The sequence below is a fragment of the Mycobacterium sp. IDUB_28 genome (genome assembly GCF_055419285.1).
This window is the reverse complement of record NZ_JBVAXK010000001.1, coordinates 454,210-468,667: the sequence shown is the minus strand read 5'-3', so window position 1 is coordinate 468,667 and position 14,458 is coordinate 454,210. Positions and strand designations below refer to the sequence as shown.

Annotated in this window: 15 protein-coding genes, 1 pseudogene and 1 riboswitch; of the genes and pseudogenes, 12 read left to right on the top strand and 4 right to left on the bottom strand. The window is 65.1% G+C overall.

Annotated features, from left to right (window positions below; genetic code table 11):
• Positions 1-50: 50 nt before the first annotated feature.
• From ACZYZ9_RS02180 to ACZYZ9_RS02155, 6 genes are all read left to right on the top strand, one after another.
• A complete protein-coding gene (locus ACZYZ9_RS02180) occupies positions 51-548 on the top strand; it encodes a hypothetical protein (RefSeq protein WP_463824554.1) in 498 nt (165 codons plus the stop codon).
• A 13-nt stretch (positions 549-561) separates the two neighbouring features.
• Positions 562-1,731 carry a zinc-dependent alcohol dehydrogenase gene (locus ACZYZ9_RS02175; RefSeq protein ID WP_463824553.1) on the top strand — a complete coding sequence of 390 codons (1,170 nt, stop codon included), beginning with the start codon at positions 562-564 and terminating at the stop codon, positions 1,729-1,731.
• 69 nt (positions 1,732-1,800) lie between these two features.
• Positions 1,801-2,052 carry a hypothetical protein gene (locus ACZYZ9_RS02170; RefSeq protein ID WP_463824552.1) on the top strand — a complete coding sequence of 84 codons (252 nt, stop codon included), beginning with the start codon at positions 1,801-1,803 and terminating at the stop codon, positions 2,050-2,052.
• A gap of 58 nt (positions 2,053-2,110) precedes the next feature.
• On the top strand, positions 2,111-2,773 hold the full coding sequence (locus ACZYZ9_RS02165; protein WP_463824551.1) for a nitroreductase family protein: 663 nt from the start codon (positions 2,111-2,113) through the stop codon (positions 2,771-2,773).
• A gap of 78 nt (positions 2,774-2,851) precedes the next feature.
• Entirely contained in the window at positions 2,852-3,034 is a 183-nt protein-coding gene (locus ACZYZ9_RS02160) for a hypothetical protein (protein WP_463824550.1), read from the top strand.
• 1 nt (position 3,035) lies between these two features.
• The gene (locus ACZYZ9_RS02155) at positions 3,036-4,160 is read left to right on the top strand and encodes an epoxide hydrolase family protein (protein ID WP_463824549.1); all 1,125 of its coding nucleotides are present in this window, start codon (positions 3,036-3,038) and stop codon (positions 4,158-4,160) included.
• Between the two features lie 109 nt (positions 4,161-4,269).
• Here the strand turns inward: ACZYZ9_RS02155 and ACZYZ9_RS02150 are convergent, their stop codons facing one another.
• Positions 4,270-5,085, bottom strand: coding sequence for an oxygenase MpaB family protein (locus tag ACZYZ9_RS02150; protein ID WP_463824548.1), 816 nt, complete (start codon positions 5,083-5,085; stop codon positions 4,270-4,272).
• A 52-nt stretch (positions 5,086-5,137) separates the two neighbouring features.
• On the opposite strand from ACZYZ9_RS02150, the gene ACZYZ9_RS02145 reads away from it, so the two are divergent.
• From ACZYZ9_RS02145 to ACZYZ9_RS02135, 3 genes are read left to right on the top strand one after another with little or no spacing between them, the layout of a single operon-like run.
• The gene (locus tag ACZYZ9_RS02145; protein WP_463824547.1) at positions 5,138-6,169 is read left to right on the top strand and encodes a cobalamin biosynthesis protein; all 1,032 of its coding nucleotides are present in this window, start codon (positions 5,138-5,140) and stop codon (positions 6,167-6,169) included.
• A gap of 21 nt (positions 6,170-6,190) precedes the next feature.
• Positions 6,191-7,960 carry an ABC transporter ATP-binding protein gene (locus tag ACZYZ9_RS02140; RefSeq protein WP_463824546.1) on the top strand — a complete coding sequence of 590 codons (1,770 nt, stop codon included), beginning with the start codon at positions 6,191-6,193 and terminating at the stop codon, positions 7,958-7,960.
• Complete coding sequence (locus ACZYZ9_RS02135; protein WP_463824545.1) at positions 7,957-9,744, top strand: ABC transporter ATP-binding protein; 1,788 nt, start codon at positions 7,957-7,959, stop codon at positions 9,742-9,744. Before ACZYZ9_RS02140 ends, ACZYZ9_RS02135 begins: the two co-directional genes overlap by 4 nt.
• 75 nt (positions 9,745-9,819) lie before the next feature.
• Here the strand turns inward: ACZYZ9_RS02135 and gjpA are convergent, their stop codons facing one another.
• Together gjpA and mrf are read right to left on the bottom strand one after the other, a co-directional pair.
• The gene (gene gjpA / locus ACZYZ9_RS02130; RefSeq protein WP_463824544.1) at positions 9,820-11,046 is read right to left on the bottom strand and encodes an outer membrane porin GjpA; all 1,227 of its coding nucleotides are present in this window, start codon (positions 11,044-11,046) and stop codon (positions 9,820-9,822) included.
• 145 nt (positions 11,047-11,191) lie between these two features.
• Positions 11,192-11,374: riboswitch (cobalamin riboswitch) on the bottom strand.
• A gap of 128 nt (positions 11,375-11,502) precedes the next feature.
• Positions 11,503-12,699, bottom strand: coding sequence for a ribosome hibernation factor-recruiting GTPase MRF (gene mrf / locus ACZYZ9_RS02125; RefSeq protein WP_463824543.1), 1,197 nt, complete (start codon positions 12,697-12,699; stop codon positions 11,503-11,505).
• 112 nt (positions 12,700-12,811) lie between these two features.
• Between mrf and rpmB the strand changes: the two genes are divergently transcribed.
• The 3 genes and pseudogenes from rpmB to ACZYZ9_RS02110 form a co-directional block, all read left to right on the top strand.
• Complete coding sequence (rpmB, locus tag ACZYZ9_RS02120; RefSeq protein WP_463824542.1) at positions 12,812-13,048, top strand: 50S ribosomal protein L28; 237 nt, start codon at positions 12,812-12,814, stop codon at positions 13,046-13,048.
• The gene (rpmG, locus tag ACZYZ9_RS02115) at positions 13,048-13,212 is read left to right on the top strand and encodes a 50S ribosomal protein L33 (protein ID WP_463824541.1); all 165 of its coding nucleotides are present in this window, start codon (positions 13,048-13,050) and stop codon (positions 13,210-13,212) included. Before rpmB ends, rpmG begins: the two co-directional genes overlap by 1 nt.
• 2 nt (positions 13,213-13,214) lie before the next feature.
• Positions 13,215-13,356, top strand: a pseudogene (locus ACZYZ9_RS02110) (uS14 family ribosomal protein); the annotation flags it as partial.
• 234 nt (positions 13,357-13,590) lie between these two features.
• Here the strand turns inward: ACZYZ9_RS02110 and ACZYZ9_RS02105 are convergent.
• Positions 13,591-14,325, bottom strand: coding sequence for a class I SAM-dependent methyltransferase (locus ACZYZ9_RS02105; RefSeq protein ID WP_463824540.1), 735 nt, complete (start codon positions 14,323-14,325; stop codon positions 13,591-13,593).
• Between the last annotated feature and the right edge of the window lie 133 nt (positions 14,326-14,458).

Genomic DNA, 14,458 nt, shown 5'->3' with positions numbered 1-14,458 from the left:
TTCGCAGGTGCCTGGGCGGGTATCGCACGCCTCAACGGGAGGAGCCCGATGTGAATTCAGCAGTCAGACAGGTGCTGGAACCGGTGAAGAATGTGGTGCGCAAGGTCGCCGACGCGCAGTCTGGCCCAGCCACGGCGCAGACGGTCACCGTCGCGGTCCCCGTGCAGCGCGTCCAACAGTTCTGGACCGACCCCGACCAGTTGTCGGTCGTGCTCGGCGAGATCGCCGACGTCGAGCACACCGACGACGACCGCTACCGGTGGCGCTTACAGCAGGGGCCTGATGCCGGCTGGGAGTCCACGCTGACCGTCGAGTCCGGTCGCATCAGGTACGTCGGTACCAGCGACGGCAACGAGATCGTGGTCAGCTATCAGGCCGCGCCGCGCGACCTGGGTACCGAGGTCACTCTCCGCGTCAAGTCGCCGGTGCCGGCATTGCTGACTGGTGGTGCGATCTACAAGATCCTCTACCGGACGCGTGCGCTGCTGCAGACCGGCGAGGTCCCCACGCTGCGTTCCAACCCGAGCGCGCGGAACTCCGCGCGGTAGAGGAGAGACTGACATGCGCGCACTGTGCTGGAACGGCGTCAACGACCTGTCGGTGGAGACCGTCGACGACCCGAAAATCCTCAATCCGCACGACGTGATCGTCGAAGTCCGGTTGACCACCACCTGCGGTTCGGATCTGCACTTCATCGACGGCTACCTGCCAGGCATGCGCGAAGGCGACGTCTTCGGCCACGAATTCATGGGAGTGGTGGTCGAGACAGGTACGGAGGTACGCGACATCAAAGTTGGTGCGCGCGTTGTGGTTCCGTCGTTCATCGCATGCGACAACTGCTGGTACTGCGACCACGAGTTGTACGCCTGCTGCGATACCACCAATCCCAACGCCGAACTGCAACAGCCGCTGCTCGGCTATCCCTCGGGCGGGATCTACGGTTACACCCACCCATTCGGCGGCTATGCGGGCTCACACGCCCAATACGTTCGGGTGCCGTTCGGCGACGCGAACTGCTTTGCCATTCCCGACGACATCACCGACGAGCAGGCGCTGTTCTTGTCCGACGCGGTGCCCACCGGCTTCATGGGCGCCGACTTCTGCGATATCTCCGGTGGCGACACGGTTGCTGTCTGGGGAGCCGGGGGAGTCGGCTTGATGGCGGCCCGCAGCGCACTGCTGCTCGGCGCTGAGCGTGCCATCGTCATTGACCGATTCCCGGAGCGGTTAGCGCTGGCGCGCAACGGTTTCGGGTTGGAGACGATCGACTACACCGCGGTCGACAGCGTGCACGAAACGATCCGGGAAATGACCGGTGGCCGAGGTCCGGATGCGTGCATCGACGCGGTCGGCATGGAAGGTCACGGCACCGGGTTGCAGCAACTCTACGACAGGGCAAAACAGTTGCTGAGGCTGGAAACTGATCGCGCCAGTGCGCTGCGCCAAGCGATCTTGGCGTGCCGAAAGGGCGGCGTGGTCTCGGTGCTCGGGGTCTACGGCCTGACCGATAAGTTCCCGATGGGCGTGCTGACCAACAAAGGCCTGACCTTGAAGACGTCCCAGCAACACGGGCAGCGCTACGTCAAGCGGTTGTTCGACTACGTCCAGCAGGGCGACCTGGATCCCGCCAAGTTGATCACGCATGACTTGCCCTTGGAGAAGGGCGTGCTTGCCTACGACCTGTTCAAGAACAAGACCGACGGCTGCATCCGGGTGGCGTTGCGGCCTTGACCGGTCGCGTCCCGTTCGATTCGGTGGGTTGGTGCTTAGACTGCCGCGGAGCGGGGCATAGCTGCTCCCATGGCGATCGACGCTGACGACGTCCGGCAATTGCTGGCCCACCAAGACGCGGACGCTGCACTGATTTTGCTTGAGGGCCGCATCGAAGTGAAGACTCCGGCCGAACTCGCGTCGCCGAACTATCGCGGGGCCCTGCAGATCGTGACGCGCGCGGAACTCCAGGAGCGGGCCGGCGGCGTCGACTTCGCCGACCGCGAACTGGCAGAGCTGGCAGCAGACCTCGATACCGCCGTCCAGAACATGGGCGGTTGAGAACCCGCGCGATACGCGCGGATTTCGTCCGGCGCCGTGCCGTGCTGGAATCAACGGCATGAGTCAGCACGAACCCCTGAACATGCCGCTCGAAGAGGCGATGCGCACGCAGCGCGCCATCCGTCGGCTCAAGAGCGACCCCGTCGACGATTCGCTCGTCTTGCATCTGCTCGAACTGGCGATGAAGGCGCCCACCGGTTCGAACGCGCAGAATTGGGAGTTCATCGTCCTCAAGGACCGCGAGGCCGTCGCGAAACTCGCCCGGCTGAACCGCCGAGCCATGAACGTGTTCGGCCCAATCTACAAGCGCGCCTTGGAAAAGCGGATGGACGAGAAGATGCTGCGCATCGAAAAGGCTGTCCGGTGGCAGGCCGATCACTTCGAGGAGATCCCCGTTGTGGTGGTGGCCTGCCTCAAAGGCGTCATCGCGCCGTATCCGACGATCGCAGTCAGCAGTGCCTACGGTTCCATTTATCCCGCAGTGCAGAACCTGCTGTTGGCGGCGCGGGCGGCCGAGTTGGGCGCGGCGTTGATCACCATGCCGCTGTGGAGCACATTCGCGGCTAAGCGTGCTCTGGGTTTGCCCTGGAACATCACGCCGGTCGCGGTGATTCCGATGGGCTGGCCCAAAGGCAAGTACGGCCCCACGTCGCGTCGACCGGTCGGCGAGTTCGTCTCGCTGGACCGGTACGGAAACCGGGCGTTCCGGCAGGCGCCCTGACCCGTCCCGGCACCGCACCGGTGTGGGGGTGGGACAACCCCTTGGACGTGTTTGCCCCGGTATGGCACGCTCGTGGGCGTGAGCGACTCATCTGGCTCTCAGAGCAACAGGCAGACGTCCGGACCGCCGGTGCGGCCACTGTCGTCCGATCAGCAGCCTGCGACCAAAGCCGACCTGTACGCGGCGGTCGACGCCATGCGTGCCGACATGCGCGAACTGCTCGAGCAGATCAGCACCCTGATCAAGGACGCGCAGAAATAGCGTGAAGCCGTTCCGCATCGATGTTCCCGACGACGTTCTCGACGATCTGCAGGCACGGTTGGCCCGCACCCGCTGGCCCGAGGCCGAATGCGTGGACGACTGGAGCCAGGGCATCCCGTTGCGCTACACCCGCGACCTGGCCGCGTACTGGGCCGGCGACTACGACTGGCGCGCCCGCGAGGCGGCGCTGAATCGCTTCGATCAGTTCATCGACCAATTCGACGGCCTCGACATCCATTTCATCCACCAGCGGTCGCCGCACGAGGATGCCTTCCCGCTGCTGATCACCCACGGATGGCCGGGCTCGATTGTGGAATTCCACAAGGTGATCGAGCCGCTGACCGACCCCACCGCCCACGGTGGCCGCGCCCAGGACGCCTTCCACGTGGTGTGCCCGTCGCTGCCCGGGTACGGCTTCTCCGGCAAACCGGGCCGCACCGGGTGGGGCGTGCCGAAGATCGCCCAGGTGTGGGACGAACTCATGCTGCGGCTGGGCTATGCGCGTTACGGCGCCCAGGGCGGCGACTGGGGTGCGGCCGTCACCACCCAGATCGGCCGCAACGGCGGGAACTGCGCGGGGATTCACCTCAACATGCCGCTGGGCACCCCGACCAAAGAGTCGCTGACCAACCCCACCGCGGAGGAGCAGGCGGCGATGGCCGCACTCGCCGAGCACCGTAGATCAGGCACCGGCTATTCCAAGCAGCAGTCCACCCGACCGCAGACGCTGGGCTACGGGCTGGTCGACTCGCCGGTGGGCCAACTGGCCTGGATCGTGGAGAAGTTCTGGGCATGGACGGACTGCGACGGGCATCCCGAGAACGTGCTGACTCGAGACGAGTTGCTGGACAACGTGATGATGTACTGGGTGACCGGCACCGGTGCGTCCTCAGCGCGCCTGTACTGGGAGAGCTTCAAGGTGTGGGGAGACCACACCCGGGTCGAAATACCTACGGGCGTAGCGGCGTTCCCGAAAGAGGTGCTGCGCGCGCCGCGCTCCTGGTGTGAGCCGAACTTCAACATCACGCACTGGACCACCATGCCGCGCGGCGGGCACTTCGCCGCCTTCGAGCAGCCGGAGCTGTTCGTCGAGGACCTCCGCAAGTTCTTTGCGACGGTACGCTGAAACTGCTTCGCCGACTGTGCATTTGACGACGCGACACGCCGGTCCGGCGTCGTGAATTGCGCAGTCGGCGGGTGAACGGGGCGGACGGGCGAACGGGCGGGCCGGTAATTCAGACGATCCGCCGGCCGCGGCGCGCGCGAGACCGCATGTCCCGCAGGTACAGCTCGTAGCCGAGGATCCAGAGTCGGTGCGGTATCAGCCGGTCGGCAAGCCGCAGTGCGGCCAACAGCCACTCGAATCGGCGCTGCTGGGACGGCGACCAGTCCAGCCGCATCATCGCCCGGAACTCCGGGGCCAGGAAACCCGTGGTCGCGAACAGGTTGAAGGGCCCGACCAGCGCCCGCACCGGCCACGGCATGAAGGCCATCGACGCCACCCCGTGCAGGTGCTCGCGCACCGGCGGGTCGATATGCAAATCGTCCAACGAACGCTTCCAGTATTCGTCGAAGGCGACCCGGTCGGCCGGCCACATGCGCTCGGGCACCTGCAACGTGGTGGCCAAGCGCTTGGCGTCCTGATATACGAGCTCGGCTGCGGTGTCGTCGAGCGGGCCGTGCAGGAATTCGTGTTGTTCGACGAAGTAGCGGTACAGACAGGCGGCCACCCACAGCTGCAACTTCGGATCAAAAGCGTTGTAGGACACCGGGCTGGTCGCGGTGGAACGCACCTGCCGGTGCGCGGTGTCGACGGCCTTGCGGATCAGGGTGCGGTCGGCGTCGGTGCCGATGGTCGCCACCGCCAGGTAGGTGCCGGTGGTGCGGGCCCGCTTGAACGGATGTTTGTAGACGTTGCCGCTGTCCACCGGGCTCTCCAGCACGCCGTAGCCGACGCCCGGCAGGGACAACTGCATGATGACGTTCGCCGCCGGCATCAGGGTCGCCGCCGGGTTCAACAGGTCGGCGACCCTGGTCGCCGGCCGCTTCATTGCGGATCCTTGCCCATGGGATCGAGTACATCACGTATGAGACGCTGCCGGAATGCTTGCATCGACCCCACCGGCCCGGATGCTCGGTGTGTGGGCCGGATATCTGGCCGACCTGGTGTTCGGCGACCCGCGCCGCGGGCATCCGGTGGCGTTGTTCGGCGCGGTGGCCGCGAAGCTGGAACGGCTGACCTACCGAGACGCTCGGCTCGCCGGCGCAGTGCACGTGGGTGTGCTGGTCGGCGTGGCGGGTCTGACGGGTGTGATGTTGCAACGCCGCGTGCGCTCGCCGACGGCCGTCGCGTTGGCCACCTGGGTGGCGCTGGGCGGAACGTCATTGGCGCGCACCGGTTCCCGGATGTCGGCGATGCTGGAGCGCGGTGACGTCGAGGGTGCGCGAGTGTTGCTCCCGTCGTTGTGCGGACGTGACCCGGCAGCGTTGGACGAGGCGGGTTTGACGCGTGCGTCGCTGGAGTCGGTGGCGGAGAACACCTCCGACGCGGTGGTGGCGCCGTTGCTGTGGGCGGCCGTGGGCGGTGCGCCGGCGGTGCTGGGATACCGGGCGGTCAACACCTTGGATGCGATGGTCGGGCACCGCTCCCCGCGCTATCTCCGATTCGGTTGGGCCGCGGCACGATTGGATGATGCAGCCAACTACGTCGGGGCGCGGGTGACCGCGGGACTGGTGGCGCTCTGCGCGCCGCTGGTGGGCGGGTCCCCGACAGCCGCGGTGCGGGCCTGGCGTCGCGATGCGGCCCGGCATCCCAGCCCGAACGCCGGCGTCGTCGAGGCGGCGTTCGCCGGTGCGCTGGGGGTGCGGCTGGGCGGACCCACCCAATACCGCCACGAGTTGCAGATCCGCCCGACGCTGGGGGACGGGCATTCGCCGACCGTGATCGACCTGCGCCGCGCCGTGCTCCTGTCGAGGGCGGTGCAGGCCGGGGCCGTCGTGGTCGCCTCGGTGGTGGTCTGGCGACGGCCGGACGCCCGTCCACCCCGGTTACCCTCATCGGAGAACGGACGATCGGGGACTCGTTCAACTCCACTGGTGAGGCGAATCCTGACAGCGATGACCGCAGGGCAGTAATCATTCGGACGGAGGGGATGCGTGCGTCCGCGCAGCGACAGCAGGCCCGCGCAAGCGCCGGCAATCCTGAAATCCGCCCGGGTGACGCTGATCGCGTGCGGTTTGTTGGCCGCGGTCAGCTCGCTGGCCGGGATGGCCCCGCTGTTCGTCGTCGTGGAGGTCAGTCGTCGGCTACTCGTCGGCGACACCGATGTATGGCCCATCGTCATTGTGGCGATCGGTGCGCTGACAGCAAAGCAGTTGGGGGTATTCGCCGCCGGAGTGATGACGCATCTGGCCGATATTCGCGTGTCGTTTCAGATCCGGCGGGAATTGCTGGTCAAGCTCGGCCGCGTACCGCTGAGCTGGTTCGACGAGCGAAACTCCGGCGTGGTGAAGAAAGCGGTCGAAGATGATGTGGCTGCGCTGCACCGCCTTGTTGCGCATTCGATTGTCGAGCTGAGTGCGGCCGTGGTGCCACCACTGGTGGCATTGATCTACCTGTTCTACCTGGACTGGCGCATGGCCTTGGTGACATTGCTTCCGGTGTTCGCCGGGCTGGCCGCATACCAACGCGCGATGGCCAGCGCCGAAACCAAGTATCCAGAGTTCTTGCAATGGTTGGCACGTCTGAACGGCGCAGCGGTGGAATTCGTCAACGGCATCGGCGTCGTGAAATCGTTTGGCACGCCCGGAACAGCGAGCCGGCACTTCCAGGACGTATGTCAAGGATTCGCGCGTTTCTTCCTCGACTGGGCGAAAGCTACCAGCGTCGCGAGTGTGATTGCCGAAATCCTGCTCTCGCCGCCCAGCATCCTGCTGGGCGTCGCGGCGGCGGGCGGAATCCTCACGGCCAACGGCGATCTCTCGTTGCAGAACTTCATCGCCTTCCTGGTGTTCGGCACCGTCATCACGTCCGGTTGGATGTCGCTGTTGATGTCGGTGCAGCCCTTGGTCTCCGCGCTGAAGGTGTACGGGGAGATCCGCGACTTGCTGGCTACCCCGGACCTTCCCACCCCCGACTACCCGGCTGAAATCGACGCCGAGGCGCCCGGCCCGGTGGTGCAGATGCGGGGCGTGCGTGTCTCATACGGAGACACTGTCGCCCTCGACGGGATCGATTTGAGCCTGGCCCGCGGTACCCTCACCGCGCTGGTCGGACCGTCCGGTTCCGGGAAATCCACCCTGGCCAAGCTGCTTCCCCGGTTCAACGATCCGGGCGAGGGCTCGGTCGAACTCTACGGAGTCGACCTGCGTCGCATCGACCCGGCAGAGCTTTACCGGCAAGTCGCCTTTGTGTTCCAGGACGCACACCTGTTGGCGATGAGTGTCCGCGACAACATCCGCCTCGGCTGTCCCGACGCCGACGACGCGACGGTGCGGGAGGCCGCGCGTAAAGCTCAGATCTTGGGGAAAATCGGGCAATTGCCACGGGGGTTCGATTCGATGATCGGACAGGACGCGGCCTTTTCAGCGGGTGAACGCCAGCGGGTCTGCATTGCCCGCGCGATCCTGGCGGACCGCCCGATTCTGGTGCTGGATGAGGCGACCGCGAGCGCCGACCCCGAAAGCGAAGCACGCATCCAAGACGCGCTGACCGAGGTCACCCGCGGCCGCACGGTGTTGGTGATCGCGCACCGGCTCAGCACGATTCAAAGTGCCGACGCCATCGTCGTGCTGGACGGCGGCCGGATCGCCGAACAGGGTGCGCATCGCGACCTGCTGGACAACGACGGCATTTACGCACGGTTGTGGAAGCACGAGAGAGAAGCCGAACACGTTGTTGCCCAACAACTGAAGGTCGACCGTTGATCACCATCATTCGGCATCTGCTCGAGCTGCTCGATGCCCGCGGGCGCCGCCACCTGCGCACCATGCTGGTACTGCAAGGTGCACAGGGAGTTCTCCAGGGCATCGGTTTCTTGTTGGTCGTACCGCTGCTCGGCACACTGTTCGAACGGCCAGTCGCATGGGCCCAGCTGTGGTCATGGATCGCGGCGATCGCGGTAACGGTCGGAGCCCACCACGCGTTGCTCGCGTGGAGCACATCACTGGGGTTCCTGGTCGGCACTGACGTGCTGACCAGTTTCCATACCCGAATCGGAAATCACCTGGCCACCTTGCCGATCGGCTGGTTCGGTGCGGACCGCACCGGTCCGGTCGGACGTCTGGTCAGCAAGGATGCGACCGACGTCGCGGACTTCCCGGCGCATATGCTGCGGCACATCATCGTCGGAGTGACCGCACCGGCCACGCTGATCATCGGCAGCTATCTGAGCGACTGGCGCATTGGCATCGCTCTGACCGTAGGTGCCGTGCTGTGCGCGCTGTCGCTGAAGATGTATATGGGCATCGTGCACCGCAACGACGCCCAGTACGAACACGACGTGGCAGCGACCGCGTCCCGCATCGTGGAGTTCGCCCGCCAGCAGCCGACTTTGCGAGCGTATGGGGTGCTGGACCGTCGATCGCTGGGCGCGCTCGAGGAATCCCTTGTCCAGCAACAACACTCGCAGTCGCGGTTGACTATCCGCGGTGCGTGGGGACTGATTGGATGCTTCGGGACGATGCAACTCGTCGTTACCACGATCATCGGGTTGACGGTCGCCCTGACCTTGCGCGGCGATCTTGCGGTGCCGACGCTGATCGGGCTGTTCATCATCACGTTGCGCATGATCGATCCGATCTCTCAGCTCGGCGACCTGGCCGGTCACGTACAAGTCAACGCCGACGCGATCGTTCGAGTGCGCGAGTTGCTGGCCGTGCCACCGCTGCCGGAGCCCGACCGAGCGGCGACGCCCGCCGGTGCGGACATCGAATTGCGTGGTGTGCGATTCGGGTACCACCACCGCGATTCGAGCCACGAGGTCATAAGCGGCGTCGACGCCACCATCCCGAGCGGCAGTCTTACCGCGATCGTCGGCCCGTCCGGCGCCGGGAAGACGACGTTGCTCAGACTGATTGCCCGCTTCTTCGACGTCGACGACGGCAGCATCCGCATCGGCGGCTACGACGTACGCGAACTCGGCACCAGCGCAGTCGCACACCTGACCGCGCAAGTATTCGACGACGCTTACCTTTTCGACGGCACCATCGCTGACAACCTGCGGATGACCGATCCTGATGCCGCAGAAGCCGAGCTGTCCCACGTTGCCGGCATCGCCCGGCTCGACGAAGTCATCAACCGGCTGCCCAACGGGTGGAACACACGCGTTGGCGAAGGGGGGTCGGCGCTCTCGGGCGGGGAAAGGCAGCGTGTCGCGATTGCCCGCGCGTTGCTCAAGAATGCGCCGGTCGTGCTCCTGGACGAAGCTACGGCCGCGCTCGATGCCGTCAACGAGGCCGCCGTGGCCGCAGCCATCCGCGAACTAGCTCACGAGCGCACGGTTATCGTTGTCGCACATCGACTTTCGACGGTGATAGACGCCGACCAGATTCTTGTCCTCGATGACGGTCGGATCAGCGCACGCGGACGTCACGAGCAGCTGGTCGCAAACCAGGGGACCTATACCAGGTTCTGGGAAGAGCGGTTGCGTGCCCGAGGCTGGCAACTTCGGCGCGATCAGCCGACCCCTGCTGCGTCCGGGTCGGCATAGCCTGCCCCAGCGGAAGATGCCGCGCCGTGTGGGCACCATTTCTACCGCTGAGGCAGGTGTTCGCCGAGAGTTTGCCTACATCTCGACTGGCAGGGGAGGCGGCTCCAAGCCGCCGCCGAATATCTGTCCGACGATGCTGAACAGATTCGCCGTCGCCGCGATCGGACCGACCGGGAGCGCGGGAATCGGCAGGATGCCTTGGAACTCGTCTTCAGTGAAAGTGAGCTCGACTCCGATCGAGTTCAACAGCGAACCGCCGACGCCGTTATAGATCGGTCCGGCGGCACCGTACACAACCTGCCCCGGACTGAAGAGGCCACCGAAACCAAGGCTCAAGCCGGTGACTTGTTCGGTGCCCCCGGTGGGACCGCTGATGAACTGGTTGACTAGCGGCGCAAGGGGATCCAGGTTCAACGTGGCCCCGTTGAAGAAACCGTCAACGACGTTGGCCGGTGTGTTCAACAGGCCGGTGAGCGCCCCCGTCACATTGCCGCCGGTGATATCGGCGAGGACGCCGCCGGCGCTGTTGAGCAGCGCGACGCCGGGGCTTGCGAATGGACCCACGGCACCCATGAGCAGGCCGCTCAAGGGTGAAGCTGCGAAGTTCAGGACTTCAGTGAGCACTACTCCCACCGGCCCGTCGGGGAGGAAACTCTCGATCAGCCCGGTATAGATTTCGTTGTGCGCGTTGGGCACGTACGTCACCGGGTCGGAGATCGTCTGGGTGATACCGCCAAGCGTGTGCTGGGTGACCGCGAGTGCGAGGTCTCTGGGGGCACCGACCAGGGGTATCGCCTGTGCAGCAGCCTGCAGCTTGGCAAAGAAGCCCGCGGGGTTGGTGACGAGGTGGTTGATGCCACCGGTGAACGTGTTCAGGCCGACCCGCGAGGCTCCGAACACCGTCTCGGCGTTCTGCGCCGTCGTCGCGACGACCTGCTCCCACCGGGTGATCGGGTCGACGGCAGTCGCGGCCGCGGGTGCATGGGATGAGCCCAGTGCGCCGAGCAGGTTCTGCTGCGCGTTGGCGACCTCGGCACTTGTGTAGGCCCCGACGCTGGAATTCATCGAGCTGACGAACTCGGTATGAAACGCCAGCGCGTGTGAGTTGACCGACTGGAACTGCCGGCCGAAGTTCTCGAACAACGACGAGATCGCGATGGAGATCTCGTCCTCAGCTGCGGCCGCGATTCCCGTGGTGGGTCCCGAAACCGTCGCGGCGGCATCGGCGAGCGCTCGGCGGATACCCGACAGATTTTGTGCTGCGCTCTGCATCAGATCCGCACTTGCGGTCACAAACGACATGCTTGCTCTCCCTTATTCGTTCGCCAGTACGGTGACCGCCGGTCGGAAAAATTTGCACAGGCGTCGTACGGCCAACCGCACAGGAGGTGGCAAAGGACGCGCAGCATCTGAGGTGGCGGCTTTCTCCGGGGTGCTCCGCCCCGGGTTAGCAGGATGCGATGACACGAGTCTCCTGGCTCTCGGATCGCCGCTCGCCTCGCCTTCCAGCCAAATGGCCGTGGCATGTGAGGGTCGCTCCCCGATGACAGTGGCGGCACCGCGCCGGATTCGCACCGGCTTCCTGCGTCGTCATCGCCGTACGGGCGACATTGTTACACGCCGGGGACCCCCAACGGAACAGGCAGGCCCGCCCCGGCTGCCACGGCGGTGACCTCGTCGGAGCGATGGCATCGCAGCGGCACGGTGTGAGTCCGTCCGTCGCGATTACCGCGCCACCCCTAATTGCCCTCGTTGCAACTAGTTCGCTCGATGGTCGGCGTTCTGAATGGCGGCCATATCGTCGAAAGAATCGGCGGTTTCGGTGAGGTCTTCGCTCCAATCGCCGAACGGATCTGGATAGCGGTCCCAGTCAGCGGGGGAGCAGAGTTCGTCGTCGGTGAGCAGAGCACGGCCGAGACCATCGAGGATTTCGCCGGAGTCCGCGCTGTAGACCAGGATCGTCATTGCCGTGTGCCGGTCGCCGTGCAGGGGGTCCCACCTCAACTGGGCGAGGGCACGGCGTTCGTCGTCGACGCCGGCCAACTCCGCGTCGGTCATGGCAGTGAGCCACTTGTCTGCTGAACCGACCCGCCATCCACCTCCCGCCGATTCCAGCCACATCGCCTGCTGGTCCTGACCGGCTAGCCACAAGCGACCTCGAGTTCGGATCACTCCCTCCAGCAACAGCTCCATGCGGTCGTACAGACGCTGGGGGTGAAACGGACGCTGGGCGCTGAACTCGACAAGTTGGACGGTGCCGGTGGGCTCGAGGGGAGGTTGCCCGGATAGCAACGGGCCGTGCGGATCATCGTCTCGCCCCCGGCGCGCACGACTGTCAAGGCCGGCGAGCACCTGCTCAATTCTGTTCGCTCCGTAGCCGATCCGTGCGCGGGGCGCCAAGCGTCGCAGCACCGTGGCCAGGATTGGCTCCACATCGCTGAGAACGATGACATCCGCGAATTCTGCCTGTCCGACCACCACCTGCGCCTCGGTACGTCCGTCGTCTAATTCGCCCTCACCCAGAACCTGGCGCAGCCACCGCGACGAGTCGACGCACGTCACGACCGCCGCGATCCGAACATCAAGGGCCGCAGGGCCGTCGATGTAGCCGGACGCCACCCTGATCCGGACATTGTTGATCGCCCAGCAGATCGGTTCCGGTTCCAGCCAGGGTGCGAGGTGGACCACGATACGGTCCACATCATCGCGGCGGCTCAGCTGACGCAGCAGCACGAGAAGGTCGTTGCGGATGGTGCAGGAAACACATCCGTGTGCGAGCTCGATGCCGATCTCTGCGGTCGTCAACACGCCGTGTTGCAGATCGACCGTCATGCGGCGCACCGTGTATCCGTCGAAACGATGCTCGACCACGAGCGTTCCACAGGTGCGCAGCAAGGTGCCCACGACCGGATCGGTGTTCTGCTGGCCGGCGACCAAGACTACAGGTTTCCGCATCAGCACCTCTTATCGACAATCATTTTCATTTAGACCGGTCCCAGGGTACCGTCACGGGCAGGGGCTTGTCGAAAACGATTTTCAATAAGCTGGACTGTCAGGAGGTTGTGGGGTGTCTGCTCGGTGTCAGGTCACAGGACGGGAACCCGGATTCGGTAACGCGGTCTCGCATTCACATCGCAGGACGAGTCGGCGCTGGTCGCCGAACATCCAGAGCAAGACGTACTACCTGCCCTCGGAAGGCCGCCGAGTTCGGTTGCGAGTCAGCGCCAAGGGCATCAAGATCATCGACCGCGACGGTATCGAGGCCGTGGTGTCCCGGTTGCGCCGCGAAGGGCAGCGAATCTGATGGCGCGCAACGAGATTCGGCTGATCGTCAAGCTGCGTTCCACGGCCGGTACGGGTTACACATGCATCACCCGCAAGAACCGCCGCAACGACCCGGACCGGCTGGTCCTGCGCAAGTACGACCCCGTGGTTCGGCGCCACGTCGACTTTCGAGAGGACCGCTGACCGAATTGGGCCGTCAGCCCCGAGGCGCCAGTGCCGTACGGGTCCGAAACCGCGACGCCGTCGGCCGTCCCCCGCGGGCATCTGCGCAAGTTCGGCTTGTCCAGAGTCCGGCTGCGCCAATTGGCGCACACAGGCCAACTACCCGCGAACGGCCAGTTGGTGAAACCCGGACGCCGCGGCGGGCCGGCGTGGGCCCGCATCCGGATATCAAACGCGCCAGGAAAACTATGTCAGGTCTGCGCTGCTCGACACCAGGACGACCGGGGTTGAGAATGCGCCGCTTCCTGCGCAACTCGACCGGTATCGGCGATGGGCCGGTCGGGCCGTCCGGCACAACTGATCGGCACAGCAACGGATCTGGGCTCAGGTGACTCTCGGTCACCGCGGCTGCATCAGGCCGATCAGCGGGTGGAGTTCTTGGAAAGTCATGTCGTGTTCTGCGGCCTCGTGGGCAAGCTCTGCGAGACCCACGGTGCGCCAGGTGTAGTTCGTGGTGAATTCCCGAATCACCTGCTGATCCTCGCGCACCACGTAGTGCATGGTCCAGAGTTCTGCATCGGCGCCGGCCGGCTGGCCGGATATGCGAACCTCGTTGTCGCGGCTGCCGATTCGCTGCTGCGCTATCGTCATTTCCGGTATGGCCATGGGCTGGTCGAGCGCCATCACCTCTACGACAACCGGCGCTTGCGGCGTCAGTCGCGAGCGCAGCTGGTCCCAGAATCGATGGCGGGATTGCTTGTCGAGGAATCCGACCACGCCGAAAAGCACTGCGGCGCCCACGCGTTCGGGAAGCTGAAAGTCCTCGACGAAATCGGAATGGACGGTCACGCGGTCAATCAGATCGCTGCGGCCGAGCACGCGTGACACCAGTGCGGCGCGCATGGCGGCGGATGGTTCAACTGCGTGAATAGCTGCGTGCGGAATGGTGTCGGCGATCGTGATCGTCGACAAGCCGGTTCCGGCTCCGATGTCAAGCACGGGCTCGGTCACCTGCCCGCCGCTCTGCAGCGCAGACACCAAGACATCGCGTTTCATCGCCCAGTGGGGCAACGCCATGACTTCGTAGAATTCCGCCGATCGCGCGTACGGATCGACGTCGACAGAGTTGGTCATCTATGCAACAGTCCCAGTCTTCTTGTGCGGCGATGTATTTGCACTGTAGCGCGTGCAATGTCAAAACGAAAATCGTTTTCGATAGCTGTGTGGTAGCGCGAAGTGAGGTGCCGATTGGCAGACGGACAGGTCA

Coding starts and splice junctions, on each gene's coding strand:
- ACZYZ9_RS02175 (WP_463824553.1), top strand. CDS start 562: ATGCGCGCACTGTGCTGGAACGGCGTCAACGACCTGTCGGTGGAGACC.
- ACZYZ9_RS02170 (WP_463824552.1), top strand. CDS start 1,801: ATGGCGATCGACGCTGACGACGTCCGGCAATTGCTGGCCCACCAAGAC.
- ACZYZ9_RS02165 (WP_463824551.1), top strand. CDS start 2,111: ATGAGTCAGCACGAACCCCTGAACATGCCGCTCGAAGAGGCGATGCGC.
- ACZYZ9_RS02150 (WP_463824548.1), bottom strand. CDS start 5,085: ATGAAGCGGCCGGCGACCAGGGTCGCCGACCTGTTGAACCCGGCGGCG.
- ACZYZ9_RS02145 (WP_463824547.1), top strand. CDS start 5,138: ATGCTTGCATCGACCCCACCGGCCCGGATGCTCGGTGTGTGGGCCGGA.
- gjpA (WP_463824544.1), bottom strand. CDS start 11,046: ATGTCGTTTGTGACCGCAAGTGCGGATCTGATGCAGAGCGCAGCACAA.
- mrf (WP_463824543.1), bottom strand. CDS start 12,699: ATGCGGAAACCTGTAGTCTTGGTCGCCGGCCAGCAGAACACCGATCCG.
- rpmG (WP_463824541.1), top strand. CDS start 13,048: ATGGCGCGCAACGAGATTCGGCTGATCGTCAAGCTGCGTTCCACGGCC.
- ACZYZ9_RS02105 (WP_463824540.1), bottom strand. CDS start 14,325: ATGACCAACTCTGTCGACGTCGATCCGTACGCGCGATCGGCGGAATTC.